This window comes from Pseudarthrobacter chlorophenolicus A6 (assembly GCF_000022025.1).
GTDB lineage: Bacteria > Actinomycetota > Actinomycetes > Actinomycetales > Micrococcaceae > Arthrobacter > Arthrobacter chlorophenolicus.
Genome location: NC_011886.1, coordinates 234,319 through 249,633 on the forward strand (window position 1 = coordinate 234,319; position 15,315 = coordinate 249,633).

A 15,315-nucleotide genomic window follows, 5' to 3' on the forward strand; every position below is an offset into this window, starting at 1 on the left:
GGCGGGGGAGTGCGGAAATGAGTGGCGGCTATTCCTTGCCGAGGTTGGCGGCGGAGGTCTTCTCGCCGGTGACCTCGTTGAGGGCCCGCAGGTCGAAGATGCCGTTGATGTCGGCCTGCTTGGTGGTTCCGGCCGTGACGCCGTCGGCCAGCAGCTTCTGGTACGTGCCGGCCAGCGGGTCCACCGTGAACACGATGTTCTTGAGGGACCGGTCGATGACATCGGCCTTCAGCTCGGCGCCGGCCGCTTCCTTGAGTGCTGCGTTGATCACCGTGGCCTTCTCACCTGCGGCGGCGCCGTTCAGCCATTCAACGGATTTGGCATGGCCCTTCAGGAGCGCCTTCACGGTGTCCGGGTGGTCTGCCGCGAACTTCTGGTTGACGATCAGGATGGTGGTGGGGAATTCGCCGGGCTTGCCGGACAGCGAACCGTCCCACAGGTCCTTCTCATCCACCAGCACCTTGGCGCCGGCGGTCAGCACCAGGCGGGAGGCCCAGGGCTCGGGCAGCCACGCGCCGTCGAGCTTGCCGTCCTGGAACAGCTTGAGGGTCTGGGCGTTCTCGGTGGGGTTGATGGCCACGTCGCCGCTGCCGTCAACGTTGGTCTTGTACCCCTGGGCGGTCAGCCAGGCGCGGAGGGCCACGTCCTGGGTGCCGCCGAGCTGCGGGGAGGCGAGGGTCTTGCCCCTGAGGTCAGCGGCGGAGTTGATTTCCGGCTTCACCACCAGCTGCGCGCCACCCGCGGCTGCGCCGGCAATGATGTTGATGGACTCGCCCTGGCTCTTCACGAACGAGTTGATGGCCGGGTTGGGGCCGATGTAGGTGGCGTCGATGGCTCCGGCGTTGAGTGCCTCGATGGCGGCAGGACCGGCGTTGAAGACCTGGGTGCTGAGCTTGGTGTCGCCGAGCTCGTCCTTGATGAAGCCCTTGCTGACGCCCACCAGTGCGGGGGCATGGGTGACGTTGCCGAAGTAGCCGAGCTTCAGTTCCGCAGCCGGGTTGCCTGCCGGGGCGGCTTCGGCAGTGGGTGCGGTGGAGGCGTTGTTCGCGTTGACGGCGGAGGCGACGGCGGCGCCGCCTCCCACGAGGGCGAGGACGGCGGCGGCGATGCCGATTTTCAGGCCCAGGGGGCGCTTGGGTGCGGCCTGGCCGGCGACGATGCGGGTGGAGTTTCCGGGGTTCTGCGGACTCTTGTCCTGGGGCTCTGCCATGGGGATTCCTTTGCTGGGGCGGGTGCTGAGACGAGATTACGGAGCGCCCAGCAGGGCCACAATGATCCGTGTAGCAGGCGTTCACGGGACGACGCGAAGCCGCAATGCAGCGTCGCGGAGCGTCACGGAAGGTCGCGCAGCGTCTTGTTGGCACCCGGAAATCCGGGTGCCAACTCCCGCTAAACCACCACTGTCATGCCGCCGTCGATGAAGATGGTCTGGCCGTTGACGAACCCCGAACCGTCCGAGGCAAGCCACACCACCGGGCCTGCAAGGTCCTGCGGGGTACCCCAGCGCCGGGCCGGCGTCCTGCCCAGGATCCAGGAGTTGAACTGCTCGTCGTCCACCAGGTTCTGCGTCATCTCCGTATGGATGTAGCCGGGTGCGATGGCGTTGATCTGCAGCCCTGAGGACGCCCACTCCGCCGTCATGGCGCGGGTCAGGTTCCGCAGCCCGCCCTTCGCGGCGACATACGGGGCTATGGTGGGCCGGGCCAGGTCCGCCTGCACCGAACAGATGTTGATGATCTTGCCGCGGCCGCGGGGAACCATGGCCCGGGCTGCGGCGCGGCCCACCAGGAACGCGCTGGTGAGGTCGGTGCTGATGACCCGTTCCCAGTCCTCGACGTCGAGGTCCAGCATGGGCACGCGGTGCTGGATGCCGGCATTGTTGACCAGGATGTCCAGGGGGCCGACGTTCTCCTCCACCCAGGCGACTCCACGGCCGGCGTCGGCATCCCGGGTGACGTCGAACGCGCAGCTGCGGATCCGGCCCGCGGCAAAGTCCGCTGCCATCGACGCCTCGGCGGCGTCGAGCCGCTCCGCGTTGACCCCGTTCAGGACCACCGTGGCGCCGGCTTCCGCAAGTGCCCTGGCGAGGGCGTTGCCGATGCCGCGGCTGGAACCGGTGACCAGGGCGGTGCGTCCGGCCAGGTCGAACAGTGGATTCACCGCGTGGCCTCCCCGGCGGGCACGCCGAGGTTGGCAATGGCCTGCCGCACCACCGCAAGGTCCTGGTCGCCCAGACCCTGGGCCACGAGTTCGGTGTACAGCGCGATTCCGGCGGACGCCATGGGTGTGGCCGTCCCCGCGCTTCCTGCGCTTTCGAGCACGAAGGACAGGTCCTTGCGCATAAACTTGGCCGGCCCGGTGGGTGTGTAGTCCTTCGCTGCCAGCCGGGGTCCCACCTGGTCCAGCACGCGGCTGCCCGCCAAGCCGCCGGACAGCACCTCGAAGAGGGCGTGAACGTCCAGGCCTGAGCGTTCGGCGAGCTCCGCGGCTTCGGCGAGTGCCGCCGTCGTGGTTCCCACCACCAGCTGGTTGCAGGCCTTGGCCAGCGAGCCTGCACCCAGCCCGCCCAGCCGCCGCACCGCCGTGCCCATGGACTCCAGCACCGGCAGGGCACGCGCGAAGCCGGCCTCTGAGCCGCCCGCCATGATGGCCAGGGTTCCCCGCCGGGCGCCGTCCGTGCCGCCGCTGACCGGCGCATCGAGCACCGACGCGTTCCCGCCGCTCGCGTCCGCCACCGCGAGGCCGAACGCCTGCACGCCCACCGGTGACACGCTGCTCATGACCACCACGAGCGTCCCCGGCGCGGGCGGAGCTTTCCGCCACTCCGCCAGGAGGCCGGCCGCGGACTCTTCGATGAAGGGCAGGTCAGGGAGCATGAAGATGATGACGGGCTCGCCGCGCAGGTCCGCAACGTGTTCGACGCCGGTGCCGCCCAGCAGTTCGAGGTCCCGGACGGCTGCGGGGGAGCGGTTCCACGCCCTGACCTGCCAGCCGGCCTTGGCCAGGTTGGCGGCCATCGGCGCCCCCATGAGGCCCAGGCCGACGAAGCCGACGGACCCGTGCGTCACTTGGCGTCCTCCACGACCACCAGGTCGCGGCCGTTCGTTTCGGGGGTGAAGAACGTGGTGGCGAATGAGATGCCCGCCAGCACCAGCGAGTAGAGCGCCGGAACCAGCCAGGAGTGGTTGGTCGCCGCCAGCAGCGCCACACCGATCATCGGTGCGAATCCGCCGGCCAGGACAGCGGAGAGTTCCCGGCTGAGGGCCACGCCGGTGAAGCGGTGCTGCGAGCCGAAGAGTTCCGGCAGCAGGGCGCACTGGGGGCCCAGCATGGACTGCACGCCGATGGCGATGCCCACCACCATGACCACCCACACCAGGGTGACGTTGCCCAGCGTGACCAGGTAGAAGGCCGGGAGGGCAATGACGGCTTGGAAAAGGGCGCCGTAGCGGTAGACGGGAACCCGGCCGAACCGGTCTGACAGCGCGCCGAAGGTGACCACCAGGACCGCCGCGAATCCGGCGGCGATCAGCAGGCCGGTGGGGCCGATGAACTTGTCGCCGGCGAACACCCCGGCCGGCATGCTGATGAAGGACACCAGCAGCGCGGAGTAGATCGATGAGTTTCCGTTTTCGCCCATCCGCAGGCCGATGCCCACCAGCACGTTCTTCTTGGAGTGCTTCCAGATCTGGCCTACCGGGTTCTTGACCACGGCCTTGTGCTTTTCGAGCTCCTGGAAGACCGGGGTCTCCTTGAGCTTGAGCCGGATGAACACGGCGATGACGATCAGGATGACGCTGGCCAGGAAGGGTACGCGCCAGAGCCAGCCCTGCAGGACTTCCTTGTCCGCCAGGGCCATCAGGGCGAAGGTGCCGGCACCCAGGAGGGTGCCCAGCTGGATGCCCACGAACGGCAGGGAGGCGAAGAACCCGCGACGGCGGCGCGGGGCCACCTCGGAGATCAGCGTTGTGGCGCCTGCCTGCTCGGCTCCGGCGCCGAGGCCCTGCAGGATGCGGAGGGCCACCAGCAGCACTGCCCCGAGCATCCCAGCCTGCTCGAAGGTGGGGAGGAGTCCGATGGCGAAGCTGGCCATGCCCATCAGGCCGATGGTCAGGATCAGCACCATTTTGCGGCCGAACCGGTCTCCGATGTATCCGAAGACCACTCCGCCGAACGGCCGGGCCGCGAAGCCGACGCCGTAGGTGGCGAAGGAGGCGATGACGGCGCCGCTGTCGCCCAGGGGCGCGAAGAACAGCGGGCCGAAGATCAGGGCCGATGCGAGGCCGTAGATGTAGAAGTCGTAGTACTCCAGGGCTGAACCCACGGAGCTGGCAAGAGTTGCCCTTCGCAGCTGCTCCGGATCGACGACGGCGCCGTCCGCTTCGGTCTGCGGTGTTTTAGTACGAGTTGTCACGAGAACTCCCTCTAATGCACTCCAGGCCCCCGTTGGCCTGGTGGGATAGCGACAACACCTATTGTGTCGATCACTATGCTGAACACAATACAGCAAGCTGAACAACCGGCAAGAGTTTTTTGGTTTTTGACTGCGGGTGGGCGGTTTTGCGCCCGCGTCCTGGAGCCGCGCTGCCGCACCTAACCCATGGGGTTGCCCAGGGAGTGCGCAAGCTCCTTGAGCTCCTTGACCATCTGCGAGCCCTGCTCCGGGGTGTAGGTGGCCTTTAGCGCGGTCACGGACAAGCCCAGGCTGGGCCCATGGGCGCCGCGCGTCGGGACGGAAACCGCGAGGCACACCACGCCGGTGGTGCTTTCCTCGTCCTCGAAGGCGTACCCTTGCTCGCGTATTTCCCGCAGCTGCGACTTCAGTTCTGCCCCGGTGCGCAGCGATTTGGGTGTGAGGACCGGCAGCTCGGCATCGTCAGGGAACATCTCCTCGATGTCGTGCACGTTCAGGCGGGCAATCAGTGCCTTGCCAACGGCGCAGAGCGAGACGGGCATCTTGTCGCCGATGTTGGAGGTCAAGCGGACTGCGGGATGGCCCTCATAGCGGGCAAGGTAGATGACGCTGGTTCCATCCAGCATGGCGATCCGGACCGTTTCCCCGGAGAGCACGGACGCCTGTTCGCAGTAGCGGTAGAACTCCTGGACCTCGTCCATCCGGCCCAGGTAGGCGGCACCGAGCTCCACCAGCTTGCGGCCCAGCGTGAATTCCGCTCCCTGCCGGGTGATCAGCCGTGCCTCTTCGAGCGCCAGCAGGAGGTTGGAGGTGGAGGATTTGGGGATGCCCACCTCCCGCGAGAGGTCGCTGAGGGTCAGCCGGCCCGTGGCCGAGGCAGCCAGCGCATCCAGGACGGCAGCCGCACGCGTGACAGCCGGCGCCGGCGAGGCGGCCCCCGATTTGTCCGGTGAAGCGGGAGTGCGGGAATCGGCCATGATTCTCCTTAGGTTGCCGGGGCTGACTGCAGTGTCCGTTCAGTCAACTGAACGCTATCCATCATAAGGGCCCCGGCGGCCGGTAGCGTGGCGGCTAGCAGACCGTGCTGGTCAGGGTGCCGACGCCCTCCACCACAATGTCCACGCGGTCGCCCGGCTCCACGGGCACCGCCGTGCCAGGCGCGCCCGTCATGACCACATCCCCGGGCTCCAGTGTCAGCCAGGACGTGACGTAGACAAGGCAGTCCACCACGGTGGAGGGCAGGTTGAACGTCCCGGAGTTGGCCCGGGGTACCCCGTTGATGTGGACGTCAATGCCGGCGCGTTCGGGATCCGGGAGGGCGGTCTCTATCCACGGTCCAAGGGGCGTGTAATTGACGCCGGCCTTGCCTTGGAAGTTCCGCTCGTCCACCGCGTTCTGGTCCACGTTGGTGACGTCGTTGACGCAGGTATAGCCGAGGACGTGGTCCAGGGCGTTCTCCGCGGTCAGTCCGGCCGCCTGTTTGCCGATCACCACGGCGAGTTCACCTTCGGCGTTTACCGTGCCGCGGCCGCGTGCTGCCACGATCTGGTCCCCGGGTGCGGCGACGGTGTGGACAGACTTATGCCAGGCCTGGATGGGCAGGGGGTGGTCGTTGAGGGTCAGGTTGTGGCCGATGCCTACCACCACGGCCGGGGCTACGGGCGCGAGGAATTCCGCCTCACCCGCGGGGGTGGTGCCGCCCGTGAAACGGAGCGGCGCTTCGAACGGGTCAATGATGTGGTCCCATGCCCCGGCCCGTTCGACGGCGTGCAGGGCGCCGGAAGCGGTCTTGATTCTGGCGATGCGCATTGGTTCTCCCGGTGCCGGCTTAGTAGAAGTGGACGGTGTCCACGAGGTGGGGGAGATCCCCGCCGTCCAGGAAGGTGCGGAGGTTGCTGCAGAAGCGCTCGGTGATGAGGCGGTTTTCGGCGGCACTGAGGGCTGATGTGTGGGGCGAGACCATGACCCTGGGGTGGTTCCACAGGGGGCTGTCCTGGGGCAGTGGCTCCACGGCGAAGACGTCCAGGCAGGCGTAGCCCACCTGCCCGTTGTCCAGGGCCTCCAGCAGGGCTTCTTCATCCACCACCGTGCCCCGGCCAACGTTGACGAAGGTGGTTCCGGGTTTCATTGCGGCAAACAGTTCGCGGTTGAACAGCTTTTCCGTGTAGGCGGTTCCGGGCAGCGTGTTGACCACGGCGTCTGCCGTGGCGAGCAGGGCGGACAGGCCCGCGTTGTCCGTTACCCGGCCAATGCCTTCGATTGGCTCTATGGTCCGCTTCGTGCCGCTCACGTTCATGCCCAGCGCCCTGGCGATCCGTGCCGTTTCCAGCCCGATTTCGCCCAGGCCACTGACCACCAGGTTGGAGCCGTTCACCAGCCGGGTGGGGACCCGCAGGTCGGGCCAGGTTTTGGCGGCCTGGTCCTGGGCCAGCTCGGCACTGCGTTTGAAGCCGTTCAGGATTCCCAGTGCCGCGAATTCCGCGAGGGGAAGGGCGTGGACCCCGGCGGAGGTGGTGATCCGGAACTTCTGCAGGACGTCCTGGCCGAGTCCGGATGCCTTCACCGCGCCGCCTGCCCCTGCGGCCATGGCGTGGACCCATTCGAGGGCAGGGTTGTCCCGGGCGATGCGGGCCAGGCCCTCGGGGCTTTCGTTGGGAAAACCGTAGAGGACTTCGGCCCGGCCGAGCATGGCCCAGTACCGTTCCTCCTGCTCGGCCGTGCGCTGGAAGGCAGGGTCGCCGGCGTGGTCGGCAGGGAAGCGCTCCGGCGGAAGGAGGCTGGGTTCGTAGAGAACGGTGACGGACGGATCGATGGCACGGATCTGGTCCACGAGCTCTGCTTCGAGCGGGACGGCGATGGCCACAGTCTTAGGGGAAGTCATCTGTTCACTATACTGTCTATTGGCTAGCATACTGAACGGTTTGGGCCATATTTCGGACCAGAAGCCGATCAGGCGGCCTTGACCACCGGAAGTTCATCCCAATGGGTGGTGTACCGCGGTGAGCGCATGTCCCGTTTCATGGTCCAATCGAGGCCGGACTTGATGCCGGCATGTCCCAGCCCGATGGCCCCGCGGCCGAAGCGGCGGCTGACATCCTCCAGCAGCGGGCCGATGCCGCGTTCCTCGTGCGGGTTCTCGAACGGTTCCAATGGAGGCTGGTTCCCGCTGGGCCGCAGGTCAGTCAGCATGATCCCCGCCTTGGCATATTTGAGGCCGTCCCGGATGTGCGGGAGCAGCGCATGTGCCGCCCTGGCCAGCAGCAGCGGATCCGCCGTCGGCATTGGCAGCGAAACGCACACGGACGGGTACGCCTGCTCTTGCTGGCGGAAGGGTGACGTGGCGGCGAATGCCGTGAGCACTTTCGCCTGCAGGCCGTGCTTGGACAGCCTGGCGCTCGCCTGCTGCCCGTAAATGCTCAGCACCTGCCGCAGGCCGTCGGCGCTGGTGACAGGCGTCGCGAACGATCGCGAGAAGATCAGCTGGTCCCGGCCGATGCGTTCCTCTTCCATGGGAATGCACGGGGTGCCCCGCAATTCGAGCACCGTGCGCATCAGCACCACCGAAAACTTGTCCCTGATCATCACCGGGTCCGCCCGGACCAGGTCCCCGACGGTGAAGATCCCCAGGACGTTGAGCCGCTTGGTCAGCCTTCCGGCGATGCCCCAGATCTCGTCCACCGGCAGCCGTTCCAGCAGGCTGTCCCGGACATCGCCAGGGACCGCCTCCCACAAACAGACCCCGCCAAAGGCCGGATTATTCTTGGCCCACTTGTTGCAAAGCTTGGCGAGAGTCTTGGTGGGCGCGATGCCCACGCAGACGGGAACGCCAACGTTCCTGCGGACGGCGTCCCTGATGGTCCGTCCCAGGGGGAGGAGCTGGTCCGCTTCCCCTTTGACCCCCAGGAAGGCTTCGTCGATGCTGTACACCTCAAGCCATGCCGAGTAGCGCCCCAGAAGCTCCATGAACCGGGCGCTGATGTCGCCGTAAAGCTCGTAGTTGCTGGATTTCGCCACCAGCCCCCATTCCTTGGCCCGCGGCGCGAGCTTGAACCAGGGCTCGCCGGTGGCGATGCCGAGCGCCTTGGCTTCTGGGGAGCGGGTGACGGCGCAGCCGTCGTTGTTGGACAGGACCACCAGCGGGCGGCCCTCCAGCGAGGGGTCGAAGGCCCGTTCCGCGGAAGCGTAGAAGCAGTTGACGTCCACGTGGGCTATCTGCGGCATGCTGCGCATCAGGGCGGGCTTAGCCACGGCAGTCCTCATACATGGTGCAGGCACCGGGTGGCGACGCCCCAGATGGTCAGGTCCGAAAGCGCTGACACCTTGATGTCCTGGTAGCGGGGATTTTCCGCCTGCAGGACAATGCCCGCGGCCGTGATGCGGAGTCGCTTTACGGTGAGTTCGCCGTCAAGCACGGCGATCACCACGGAACCGTCCTTGGGTTCCAATGCGCGGTTGACGATCAGTTCGTCTCCGTCGCTGATGCCTGCGCCTTCCATGGAGTTGCCGGTGACCCTGACAACGAAGGTGCTGGTGATGTCCTTGATCAGGTGCGCGTTCAGGTCGATCCGCCCGTCGAAGTAGTCCTGTGCCGGCGAGGGAAAGCCGGCCGCGACTGCGACGGGAGAGATCAATACCGAGAACAGCGACGCGCCTGCATCTATCACGCGAGGCCCGACAATAACGCCCACAACACACCCTTATTCGAAAATATGTTCGATAAGTTCAGTGTAGCGCCGGACGCCGACAATGCGCCCCCGCACTCCTATGGGACTCTCTTGCGTAAAACATAGATGAATGTAAATATTTACGCGTGTCTATGTCTACGGAGCTGACCCCGGTCGAAGCCGCCGCCTGCTGTTCGCCGCTGGCCCGGCAGCCATTGTCCGAAGCGGAAGCCGAGGGCATTGCGCCACTGCTTAAGGCGCTCGCGGATCCCGTCCGGCTGCGCCTCATGTCCATGGTTGCCTCGCACGAGGGCGGCGAAGCCTGCGTCTGCGACCTGAACGATGCGTTCGAGCTGTCCCAGCCCACCATCAGCCACCACCTCAAAATCCTGCACGAGGCCGGCCTGCTGGATCGCGAAAAGCGCGGCGTCTGGGTCTACTACCGCGCCCGCACCGGGGCGCTGCAGAACCTCGCCGCGCTGATCGGCGGGCAGGCCCCGTGAGCGTTCTGGGCCGCAAAGCTGCCGCGGAGTTTGTCGGCACCGCGTTCCTGGTCATGGCGGTGGTTGGCTCGGGCGTCATGGCCTCGCGGCTTTCACCGAACGACGCCGGCCTGCAGCTTCTGCAGAACAGCCTCGCCACGGGTGCCGCGCTGGTAGCCCTGATCGTGGCACTCCAGCCGGTGTCGGCGTCGTTCAATCCGGTGGTGACCCTGGTGGAACGGGCGCTGGGCCTGATTGATACCGGGACCGCCGCGGCTCTCATCACCGCGCAGGTTCTGGGCGGCCTGGCCGGCACCGTTGCGGCCAACCTCATGTTCGGGCTGGACGCGGTCACGCTCTCCGCGCACGTCCGCACCGGCCCCGCGCTCTGGCTCGGCGAGGTCGTCGCCACCGTCGGCCTTCTGGTGGTCATCTTCGGCACCGTCCGCTCCGGCCGGGCGGACCGGGTCGCCTTCGCGGTCGGTGGCTACATCACCGCCGCGTACTGGTTCACCAGCTCCACCAGCTTCGCCAACCCCGCAGTGACCATCGCCCGGACGGTCACGGACAGCTTCGCCGGCATCGCACCGTCGTCGGCACCTGCCTTCATCCTCACCCAACTGCTGGGCGGCGCCGCCGGGTACGTCCTGGTCCGCCTCCTGTACCCCACTCCCGCAACCTCCGCCGTCGTGACGGCTGACCGAAAGGTACCCGCATGAGCCGCAAACCCTCCGTCCTGTTCGTCTGCGTCCACAACGCCGGCCGCTCACAGATGGCCGCCGCCTTCCTCACCACCCTGTCCAAGGGCGCCATCGAGGTCCGGTCCGCCGGCTCCCAACCGGCAGACAAGGTCAACCCGGCAGCCGTGGACGCCATGGCCGAGTTGGGCATTGACATGTCCGCCGAAATTCCCAAGGTCCTCACCACTGAGGCCGTCAAGGAATCCGACGTGGTGATCACCATGGGCTGCGGCGACGAATGCCCGTACTTCCCGGGCAAGCGCTATGAGGACTGGGTCCTGGAAGACCCTGCCGGCAAGGGTGTGGACTCCGTCCGGCCTATCCGCGACGAGATCAAGGGCCGGGTGGAGGCGCTTATCGCCTCCCTGGTTCCCGCGAGCTAGAAAGAGGACAGCATGCCTACCCCGGAATCCCTGCCGGTCGCCGTCATTGGTGCGGGCCCCGTTGGCCTGGCCGCGGCCGCGCACCTGCTCGAACGCGGACTGGAACCGCTCGTCCTGGAAGCCGGTCCCGCGGTGGGCTCGGCCATCCGGCAGTGGGGGCACGTCCGGCTCTTCTCCACCTGGCAGTACAACCTGGACCCCGCCTCCGTGCGGCTGCTGGAGCGCAACGGCTGGGATGCGCCCCGGCCCACCGCCCTGCCCTACGGGGCCCAGATCGTGTCCGACTACCTCGAGCCGCTGGCCGCCACGCCGGAATTGCAGGGCCGGATCCGGACCGGAGCCCGGGTCACTGCCGTGACGCGCCTGGGCATGGACAAGGGCCGAAGCCAAGGCCGCGAGCAGGCACCGTTCCTTGTGCGCATAGAGTACGACGGCGGCAAGGTCACCGAGCTGCCCGCCCGCGCCGTGGTGGACGCCTCCGGAACGTGGAGCACGCCGGCACCCCTGGGTTCCTCCGGGCTGCCCGCGCCGGGGGAACCTGAGGCCCGCGCCGCCGGCCTGGTCACCGGGCCGCTGCCGGATGTGGCCCGCGACGGGTTCGCCGGCCGCCGGACCCTTGTGGTCGGCTCTGGCCATTCGGCCGCCAACATGGTGCTGGACCTGGCACGCGTTGCCCGGGCCAACCCCGGAACGGAAGTGCTGTGGGCCATCCGGGCCGGCACGCCTGCCGCCGCGTACGGCGGAGGGGACAAGGACCAATTGCCCGCACGGGGCCAGCTGGGCACCCGGCTGCGCACCGCCGTGGACACGGGAGCCGTCCAGCTGTTCACCGGGTTCCACACCGTGTCCCTCGAGGTGCAGGATGACGCTGTGACCGTGCACGCTGCCGATGGCCGCAGCATTCAGGTGGACCGGGTCATTCCCGCCACCGGATTCCGCCCCGACCTGTCCATCCTCTCCGAGCTGCGCCTGGACCTCGACCCCGCCGTCGAGGCGCCGAAGGCCCTCGGCCCCCTGATCGACCCGGACTTCCACAGCTGCGGAACCGTCCCCGCCCACGGCGCCAACGTCCTGGCCCAGCCGGAGAAAGACTTCTACCTGGCCGGGATGAAATCCTACGGCCGGGCCCCAACCTTCCTGATGGCCACCGGGTACGAACAGGTCCGCTCCGTCGCCGCCGCCCTGGCCGGGGACACCGCAGCCGCCGACGCCGTCGAACTCCAACTGCCCGAAACCGGCGTGTGCTCCACCAGCGTCCCCGGCGAGGCTCCTGCCGAAGACGCCTGCTGTGGAGCGCCCGCCGCGGTGCCGCTGAGTATCGGCTTCCCCACCGGACTCCGGCATGGCCGTGCGGGAGGGACAGCCACGCTCTAACCCAAACTGCCGGCCGGCTGGCCGGCGTCGGGACAGCCGGGGCAAACCCGCACCGGGCCGGGCCGCGGGGTCTACAGTGGAGGCATGGCTGCCAGCCGCAAACCGCTCGACGAACTGCGTGAAACGCTCGGCCACCTGGCCGATCAGCTCAAGCTGCCCGGTTCGGAACGCGTCGATGACCTGATGGGCGACCTCATCGGCCCGAAGCCCGGGCCGGCGCGGCCGCTGTCCGAGGTGCAGGCCGAGCTCGACTCGCTGGTGGGACTTGAGACCGTGAAGGAACAGGTTCGCGCTCTCGTGGCACTGCTCCAGGTCCAGGCGCGCCGCAAGGCGCACGGCCTGCCGGAGGTGGCCACGTCACAGCATCTGGTGTTCCTCGGCAACCCCGGCACGGGCAAAACCACCGTGGCGCGGCTCCTGGCCGAGATGTACCGCGCGGTGGGCCTGCTGCAGAAAGGCCACCTGGTGGAGGTGGACCGGTCGGGCCTGGTGGGGCAGTACGTCGGGCAGACCGCCATCAAGACGGACCGGGTGATCAGGCGCGCACTGGACGGGGTTCTGTTCATCGACGAGGCCTACGCCCTGGCCCCGGAGGACGGCCGGATGGACTTCGGCCCCGAAGCGATCGAGGTCCTGCTCAAGCGGATGGAGGACCACCGCCACCGCCTGGTGGTGATCGTGGCCGGGTACCCGCGGCTGATGGAATGGTTCCTGCTCTCGAACCCCGGGTTGCGTTCCCGGTTCGCCCGCGAGATCACGTTTCCCGACTACTCCGTGGACGCGCTCCAGACGATCTTCCACCAGATGCTGGCCCAGCACGAATACATGCTGGAACCGGGCGCGGAGCAGATGCTGCGCCGCATCTTCACCGGACTCCACGCCAGCGAGGACTCCGGCAACGCTCGGTTTGCCCGCACCCTTTTCGAGCAGGCGCTTAACCGCCAGGCACTGCGGCTCTCACTCGACGAAGGGCAGAGCCTGGACGCGCTGGACCGTGAAGCCGTCATGACGCTCACAGCGGACGACATTGTGGAGGCCGCGCTGGCCCTGGGTGAGGAGCCGGAGCCCGAACAGGAAACTTCGGCGGAACCGGAAAAGCCCCGCTGGTGGCGCTGGTAACCTGAGGCCGCCGCCGCCGCACCTGGCGGGCCTGCGCATGGCTCCCGGCCGTAAACTTGATGAGCCCGGGCACCCCCCCCGGATGCCCGGGCTCACGGCGTCCAGGAGCTACTTCGGGCAGCTCAGGTCCGGGTTGAAGGCCGCGAACATGCCGTCCGGATTATCCCGCCACACCCACGCGTGCAGCGCGAAGGAGCCGGGGAACGGGCCGTCCTCGAATTTCAGCCCCGCAATCGAGGGCCGGTTCTTGGCGGTTGAAATGAACTCGGCAGCCACCAGCCGGTACCGGCCGTTCCTGTCCGGCATATAGACGAGCACCTCGGGCTTGCGGGCCTGGGTCTTGTCATCGATCAGTTCCTGCTTCGCGTAATGGAATCCCATCGCCCCGCCGCCGCCGGGCTTGGCGATGCATTCGGTGATCTTCTTGTAGCCGTCGGCTTCCGCGTTCTCCAGCCAGCGGTAGTCGTCCGTGACGTGGCGCAGCACCCGGACCAGGCGGCGCTGGTCGTCGTTGTTCCGCCAGTCATCACCCTTGTCGGACCCTCCGTGCCCGGATCCGCCATGGGCCACGGCAGTCCCCGGCGCGAGCCCCAGCGCAAGCACTGCTGCGGCTGTTGCAAGTACCCCATTTTTGGTGCGGTTCATCGTTGATCTTCTGCCCCTCTGAGACCTGTGTTTTCCTCAGGGATGCGCAGCGCGGGAACTGGATGTCCCGCCTTCGCCAGATGCCGGCAGATTTCCCGGGAGTGCCGGTGACGGTGCCGCCCGCAAGGCCGAGCGTCCTCTCATGGGGCGGCGTTTCCAGTATGCTCCCGGGTGAAAATGCGGCGCTACGCTACGGGCCGGTAGTAGGGGAACCCTGGGACCTTCCCGGTGAAGCCCCCGCTGCCGGCGCCTCCCGGTAACCCACGTAGACTGGCAGCATGCGGTTGGTGGCAAGCGATATAGACGGAACGATCCTCGGGCACGACGGAAAAATCAGCCCCCGAACCATCCGTGCCTTCCACGCCTGCCGTGATGCCGGCGTCGAGTTGGTCTTCGTCACCGGCCGCCCGCCGCGCTGGCTGCATCCGCTTGAGGAGCAACTGGGCCACACCGGCCGCGTCATCTGCTCGAACGGCGCCGTGGTCTGGGACCTCGAGGCCGACCACCTGGTGTCGGCGCAGACCCTCGCCATCGACGCCGTCCTCGAAATCCGGCGTATCATCAAGGACCTCCGCCCCGCAGCGCTGTTCGCCGCCGAGACCCTCACCGGCTTCCACCTGGAGCCCGGTTTCATCGAGAACGAATCGAGCGAACTGCTCGCGCAGTTCGCCCCGGCGCCCCTGCGCGAAACGCTCACGGCGGATGACGCCGTCGTGAAGTTCCTCGCCATCGTCCGCGACGGCACCCCGGATGACTTCCTCGCCGAGGTGGCGCCCGCCGTCGAACACCTTGCCGCCGCAACGCACTCTTCGCCCGGCGTCGCCATGCTGGAACTGTCCCTTCCCGGCGTCAACAAGGCAGTTACCCTCGCTGAGTACGCGGCTGCGCTGGGAATCGGCGCCGCGGATGTGGTGGCGTTCGGCGACATGCCCAATGACATCGAGATGCTCCGCTGGGCGGGCCACGGGTACGCCATGGCCAGCGGCCACCCCGAGGCCATCCGCGCGGCAGGGCAGCAGGCGCCGCATTTTGACGACGACGGCGTGGCCCAGGTCCTGGAGGAACGCCTCGCTTCCCTGGGGGTGCCGCACTCCTGACGCCGGTGTTCCCGGTTGGTGCACCTGCCGCCGTTTTCACAGGTTGCGCTCACTTGCCGTTCACCTTCATTCCGTAGCGTGAAGCGCGGAGGGCAGGCACCTCTCCGGCCGGCTAAGGGGACAACATGGCACGAAGCGCAAAGCACCAAATGGCTGAAGCACCGCTGCGCAGGGCAACGCCCGCACCGCACTGGAAGAAGCTCCGGCAAGGGGACCGCGTCCGCGTCCAGCTCTCGCCGGGATTCGACGCGGCGGGCATCGTGGACGCCATCACCGCCGACCACTCGGCCGTGTGGGTACACCTGGACGGCGGCCGCGGCCGGACGCTGCTGCACTGCGGCGACGGCGTGGAAATCTTCCCTTACGGGGACTGACGCCACCCGCCACTAAACGGGCG

General features: G+C 67.7%; 17 protein-coding genes. 7 read left to right on the forward strand and 10 right to left on the reverse strand.

The annotated features are described in order from the left end of the window. Positions 1-28: 28 nt before the first annotated feature. From ACHL_RS01065 to ACHL_RS01105, 9 genes are all read right to left on the reverse strand, one after another. Positions 29-1,210, reverse strand: coding sequence for an ABC transporter substrate-binding protein (locus ACHL_RS01065; protein WP_012630950.1), 1,182 nt, complete (start codon positions 1,208-1,210; stop codon positions 29-31). A gap of 179 nt (positions 1,211-1,389) precedes the next feature. Further along, positions 1,390-2,160 (reverse strand): glucose 1-dehydrogenase, encoded by a 771-nt coding sequence (locus tag ACHL_RS01070; RefSeq protein ID WP_012630951.1) that lies wholly within the window; start codon positions 2,158-2,160, stop codon positions 1,390-1,392. Next, positions 2,157-3,068 carry an NAD(P)-dependent oxidoreductase gene (locus ACHL_RS01075; protein WP_012630952.1) on the reverse strand — a complete coding sequence of 304 codons (912 nt, stop codon included), beginning with the start codon at positions 3,066-3,068 and terminating at the stop codon, positions 2,157-2,159. Before ACHL_RS01075 ends, ACHL_RS01070 begins: the two co-directional genes overlap by 4 nt. Continuing rightward, complete coding sequence (locus ACHL_RS01080; RefSeq protein ID WP_012630953.1) at positions 3,065-4,414, reverse strand: MFS transporter; 1,350 nt, start codon at positions 4,412-4,414, stop codon at positions 3,065-3,067. Before ACHL_RS01080 ends, ACHL_RS01075 begins: the two co-directional genes overlap by 4 nt. Before the next feature lie 179 nt (positions 4,415-4,593). After that, complete coding sequence (locus ACHL_RS01085; protein WP_012630954.1) at positions 4,594-5,391, reverse strand: IclR family transcriptional regulator; 798 nt, start codon at positions 5,389-5,391, stop codon at positions 4,594-4,596. Positions 5,392-5,485: 94 nt separating this feature from the next. Then, the gene (locus tag ACHL_RS01090; protein ID WP_012630955.1) at positions 5,486-6,223 is read right to left on the reverse strand and encodes a fumarylacetoacetate hydrolase family protein; all 738 of its coding nucleotides are present in this window, start codon (positions 6,221-6,223) and stop codon (positions 5,486-5,488) included. Positions 6,224-6,242: 19 nt separating this feature from the next. Continuing rightward, a complete protein-coding gene (locus ACHL_RS01095; RefSeq protein ID WP_043793669.1) occupies positions 6,243-7,295 on the reverse strand; it encodes a D-2-hydroxyacid dehydrogenase in 1,053 nt (350 codons plus the stop codon). Between the two features lie 68 nt (positions 7,296-7,363). Beyond that, positions 7,364-8,644 (reverse strand): Y-family DNA polymerase, encoded by a 1,281-nt coding sequence (locus ACHL_RS01100; RefSeq protein ID WP_171908930.1) that lies wholly within the window; start codon positions 8,642-8,644, stop codon positions 7,364-7,366. A gap of 26 nt (positions 8,645-8,670) precedes the next feature. Beyond that, positions 8,671-9,102, reverse strand: a complete 432-nt coding sequence (locus ACHL_RS01105) for a LexA family protein (protein WP_012630958.1) — start codon at positions 9,100-9,102, stop codon at positions 8,671-8,673. 128 nt (positions 9,103-9,230) lie between these two features. Between ACHL_RS01105 and ACHL_RS01110 the strand changes: the two genes are divergently transcribed. The 5 genes from ACHL_RS01110 to ACHL_RS01130 all read left to right on the forward strand — a co-directional run bounded on the left by ACHL_RS01110 (position 9,231) and on the right by ACHL_RS01130 (position 13,176). After that, positions 9,231-9,581 (forward strand): ArsR/SmtB family transcription factor, encoded by a 351-nt coding sequence (locus ACHL_RS01110; RefSeq protein WP_012630959.1) that lies wholly within the window; start codon positions 9,231-9,233, stop codon positions 9,579-9,581. Further along, positions 9,578-10,279: an aquaporin gene (locus ACHL_RS01115; RefSeq protein ID WP_012630960.1), complete on the forward strand. Its 702-nt coding sequence runs from the start codon at positions 9,578-9,580 to the stop codon at positions 10,277-10,279. Before ACHL_RS01110 ends, ACHL_RS01115 begins: the two co-directional genes overlap by 4 nt. Next, a complete protein-coding gene (locus ACHL_RS01120; protein ID WP_012630961.1) occupies positions 10,276-10,683 on the forward strand; it encodes an arsenate reductase ArsC in 408 nt (135 codons plus the stop codon). The genes ACHL_RS01115 and ACHL_RS01120 overlap by 4 nt, the downstream gene beginning before the upstream one ends. A gap of 12 nt (positions 10,684-10,695) precedes the next feature. Then, positions 10,696-12,057, forward strand: coding sequence for an FAD-dependent oxidoreductase (locus tag ACHL_RS01125; RefSeq protein ID WP_012630962.1), 1,362 nt, complete (start codon positions 10,696-10,698; stop codon positions 12,055-12,057). Positions 12,058-12,141: 84 nt separating this feature from the next. Beyond that, positions 12,142-13,176, forward strand: a complete 1,035-nt coding sequence (locus ACHL_RS01130) for an AAA family ATPase (protein ID WP_012630963.1) — start codon at positions 12,142-12,144, stop codon at positions 13,174-13,176. A gap of 108 nt (positions 13,177-13,284) precedes the next feature. On the opposite strand, the gene ACHL_RS01135 is transcribed toward ACHL_RS01130, so the two are convergent. After that, positions 13,285-13,821, reverse strand: a complete 537-nt coding sequence (locus ACHL_RS01135) for a hypothetical protein (protein WP_012630964.1) — start codon at positions 13,819-13,821, stop codon at positions 13,285-13,287. A 278-nt stretch (positions 13,822-14,099) separates the two neighbouring features. Between ACHL_RS01135 and ACHL_RS01140 the strand changes: the two genes are divergently transcribed. Both ACHL_RS01140 and ACHL_RS01145 read left to right on the forward strand, forming a co-directional pair. Next, positions 14,100-14,918 carry a Cof-type HAD-IIB family hydrolase gene (locus ACHL_RS01140; protein ID WP_012630965.1) on the forward strand — a complete coding sequence of 273 codons (819 nt, stop codon included), beginning with the start codon at positions 14,100-14,102 and terminating at the stop codon, positions 14,916-14,918. A gap of 125 nt (positions 14,919-15,043) precedes the next feature. Beyond that, on the forward strand, positions 15,044-15,292 hold the full coding sequence (locus ACHL_RS01145) for a hypothetical protein (protein ID WP_012630966.1): 249 nt from the start codon (positions 15,044-15,046) through the stop codon (positions 15,290-15,292). Positions 15,293-15,315 lie beyond the last annotated feature (23 nt).

Excerpts from the sequence above, each read along its gene's own strand:
- ACHL_RS01120 (WP_012630961.1), top strand. The coding sequence starts at position 10,276 with ATGAGCCGCAAACCCTCCGTCCTGTTCGTCTGCGTCCACAACGCCGGC.
- ACHL_RS01095 (WP_043793669.1), bottom strand. The coding sequence starts at position 7,295 with ATGACTTCCCCTAAGACTGTGGCCATCGCCGTCCCGCTCGAAGCAGAG.
- ACHL_RS01145 (WP_012630966.1), top strand. The coding sequence starts at position 15,044 with ATGGCACGAAGCGCAAAGCACCAAATGGCTGAAGCACCGCTGCGCAGG.
- ACHL_RS01100 (WP_171908930.1), bottom strand. The coding sequence starts at position 8,644 with ATGCGCAGCATGCCGCAGATAGCCCACGTGGACGTCAACTGCTTCTAC.
- ACHL_RS01090 (WP_012630955.1), bottom strand. The coding sequence starts at position 6,223 with ATGCGCATCGCCAGAATCAAGACCGCTTCCGGCGCCCTGCACGCCGTC.
- ACHL_RS01130 (WP_012630963.1), top strand. The coding sequence starts at position 12,142 with ATGGCTGCCAGCCGCAAACCGCTCGACGAACTGCGTGAAACGCTCGGC.
- ACHL_RS01135 (WP_012630964.1), bottom strand. The coding sequence starts at position 13,821 with ATGAACCGCACCAAAAATGGGGTACTTGCAACAGCCGCAGCAGTGCTT.
- ACHL_RS01125 (WP_012630962.1), top strand. The coding sequence starts at position 10,696 with ATGCCTACCCCGGAATCCCTGCCGGTCGCCGTCATTGGTGCGGGCCCC.
- ACHL_RS01065 (WP_012630950.1), bottom strand. The coding sequence starts at position 1,210 with ATGGCAGAGCCCCAGGACAAGAGTCCGCAGAACCCCGGAAACTCCACC.
- ACHL_RS01110 (WP_012630959.1), top strand. The coding sequence starts at position 9,231 with ATGTCTACGGAGCTGACCCCGGTCGAAGCCGCCGCCTGCTGTTCGCCG.
- ACHL_RS01140 (WP_012630965.1), top strand. The coding sequence starts at position 14,100 with ATGCGGTTGGTGGCAAGCGATATAGACGGAACGATCCTCGGGCACGAC.
- ACHL_RS01085 (WP_012630954.1), bottom strand. The coding sequence starts at position 5,391 with ATGGCCGATTCCCGCACTCCCGCTTCACCGGACAAATCGGGGGCCGCC.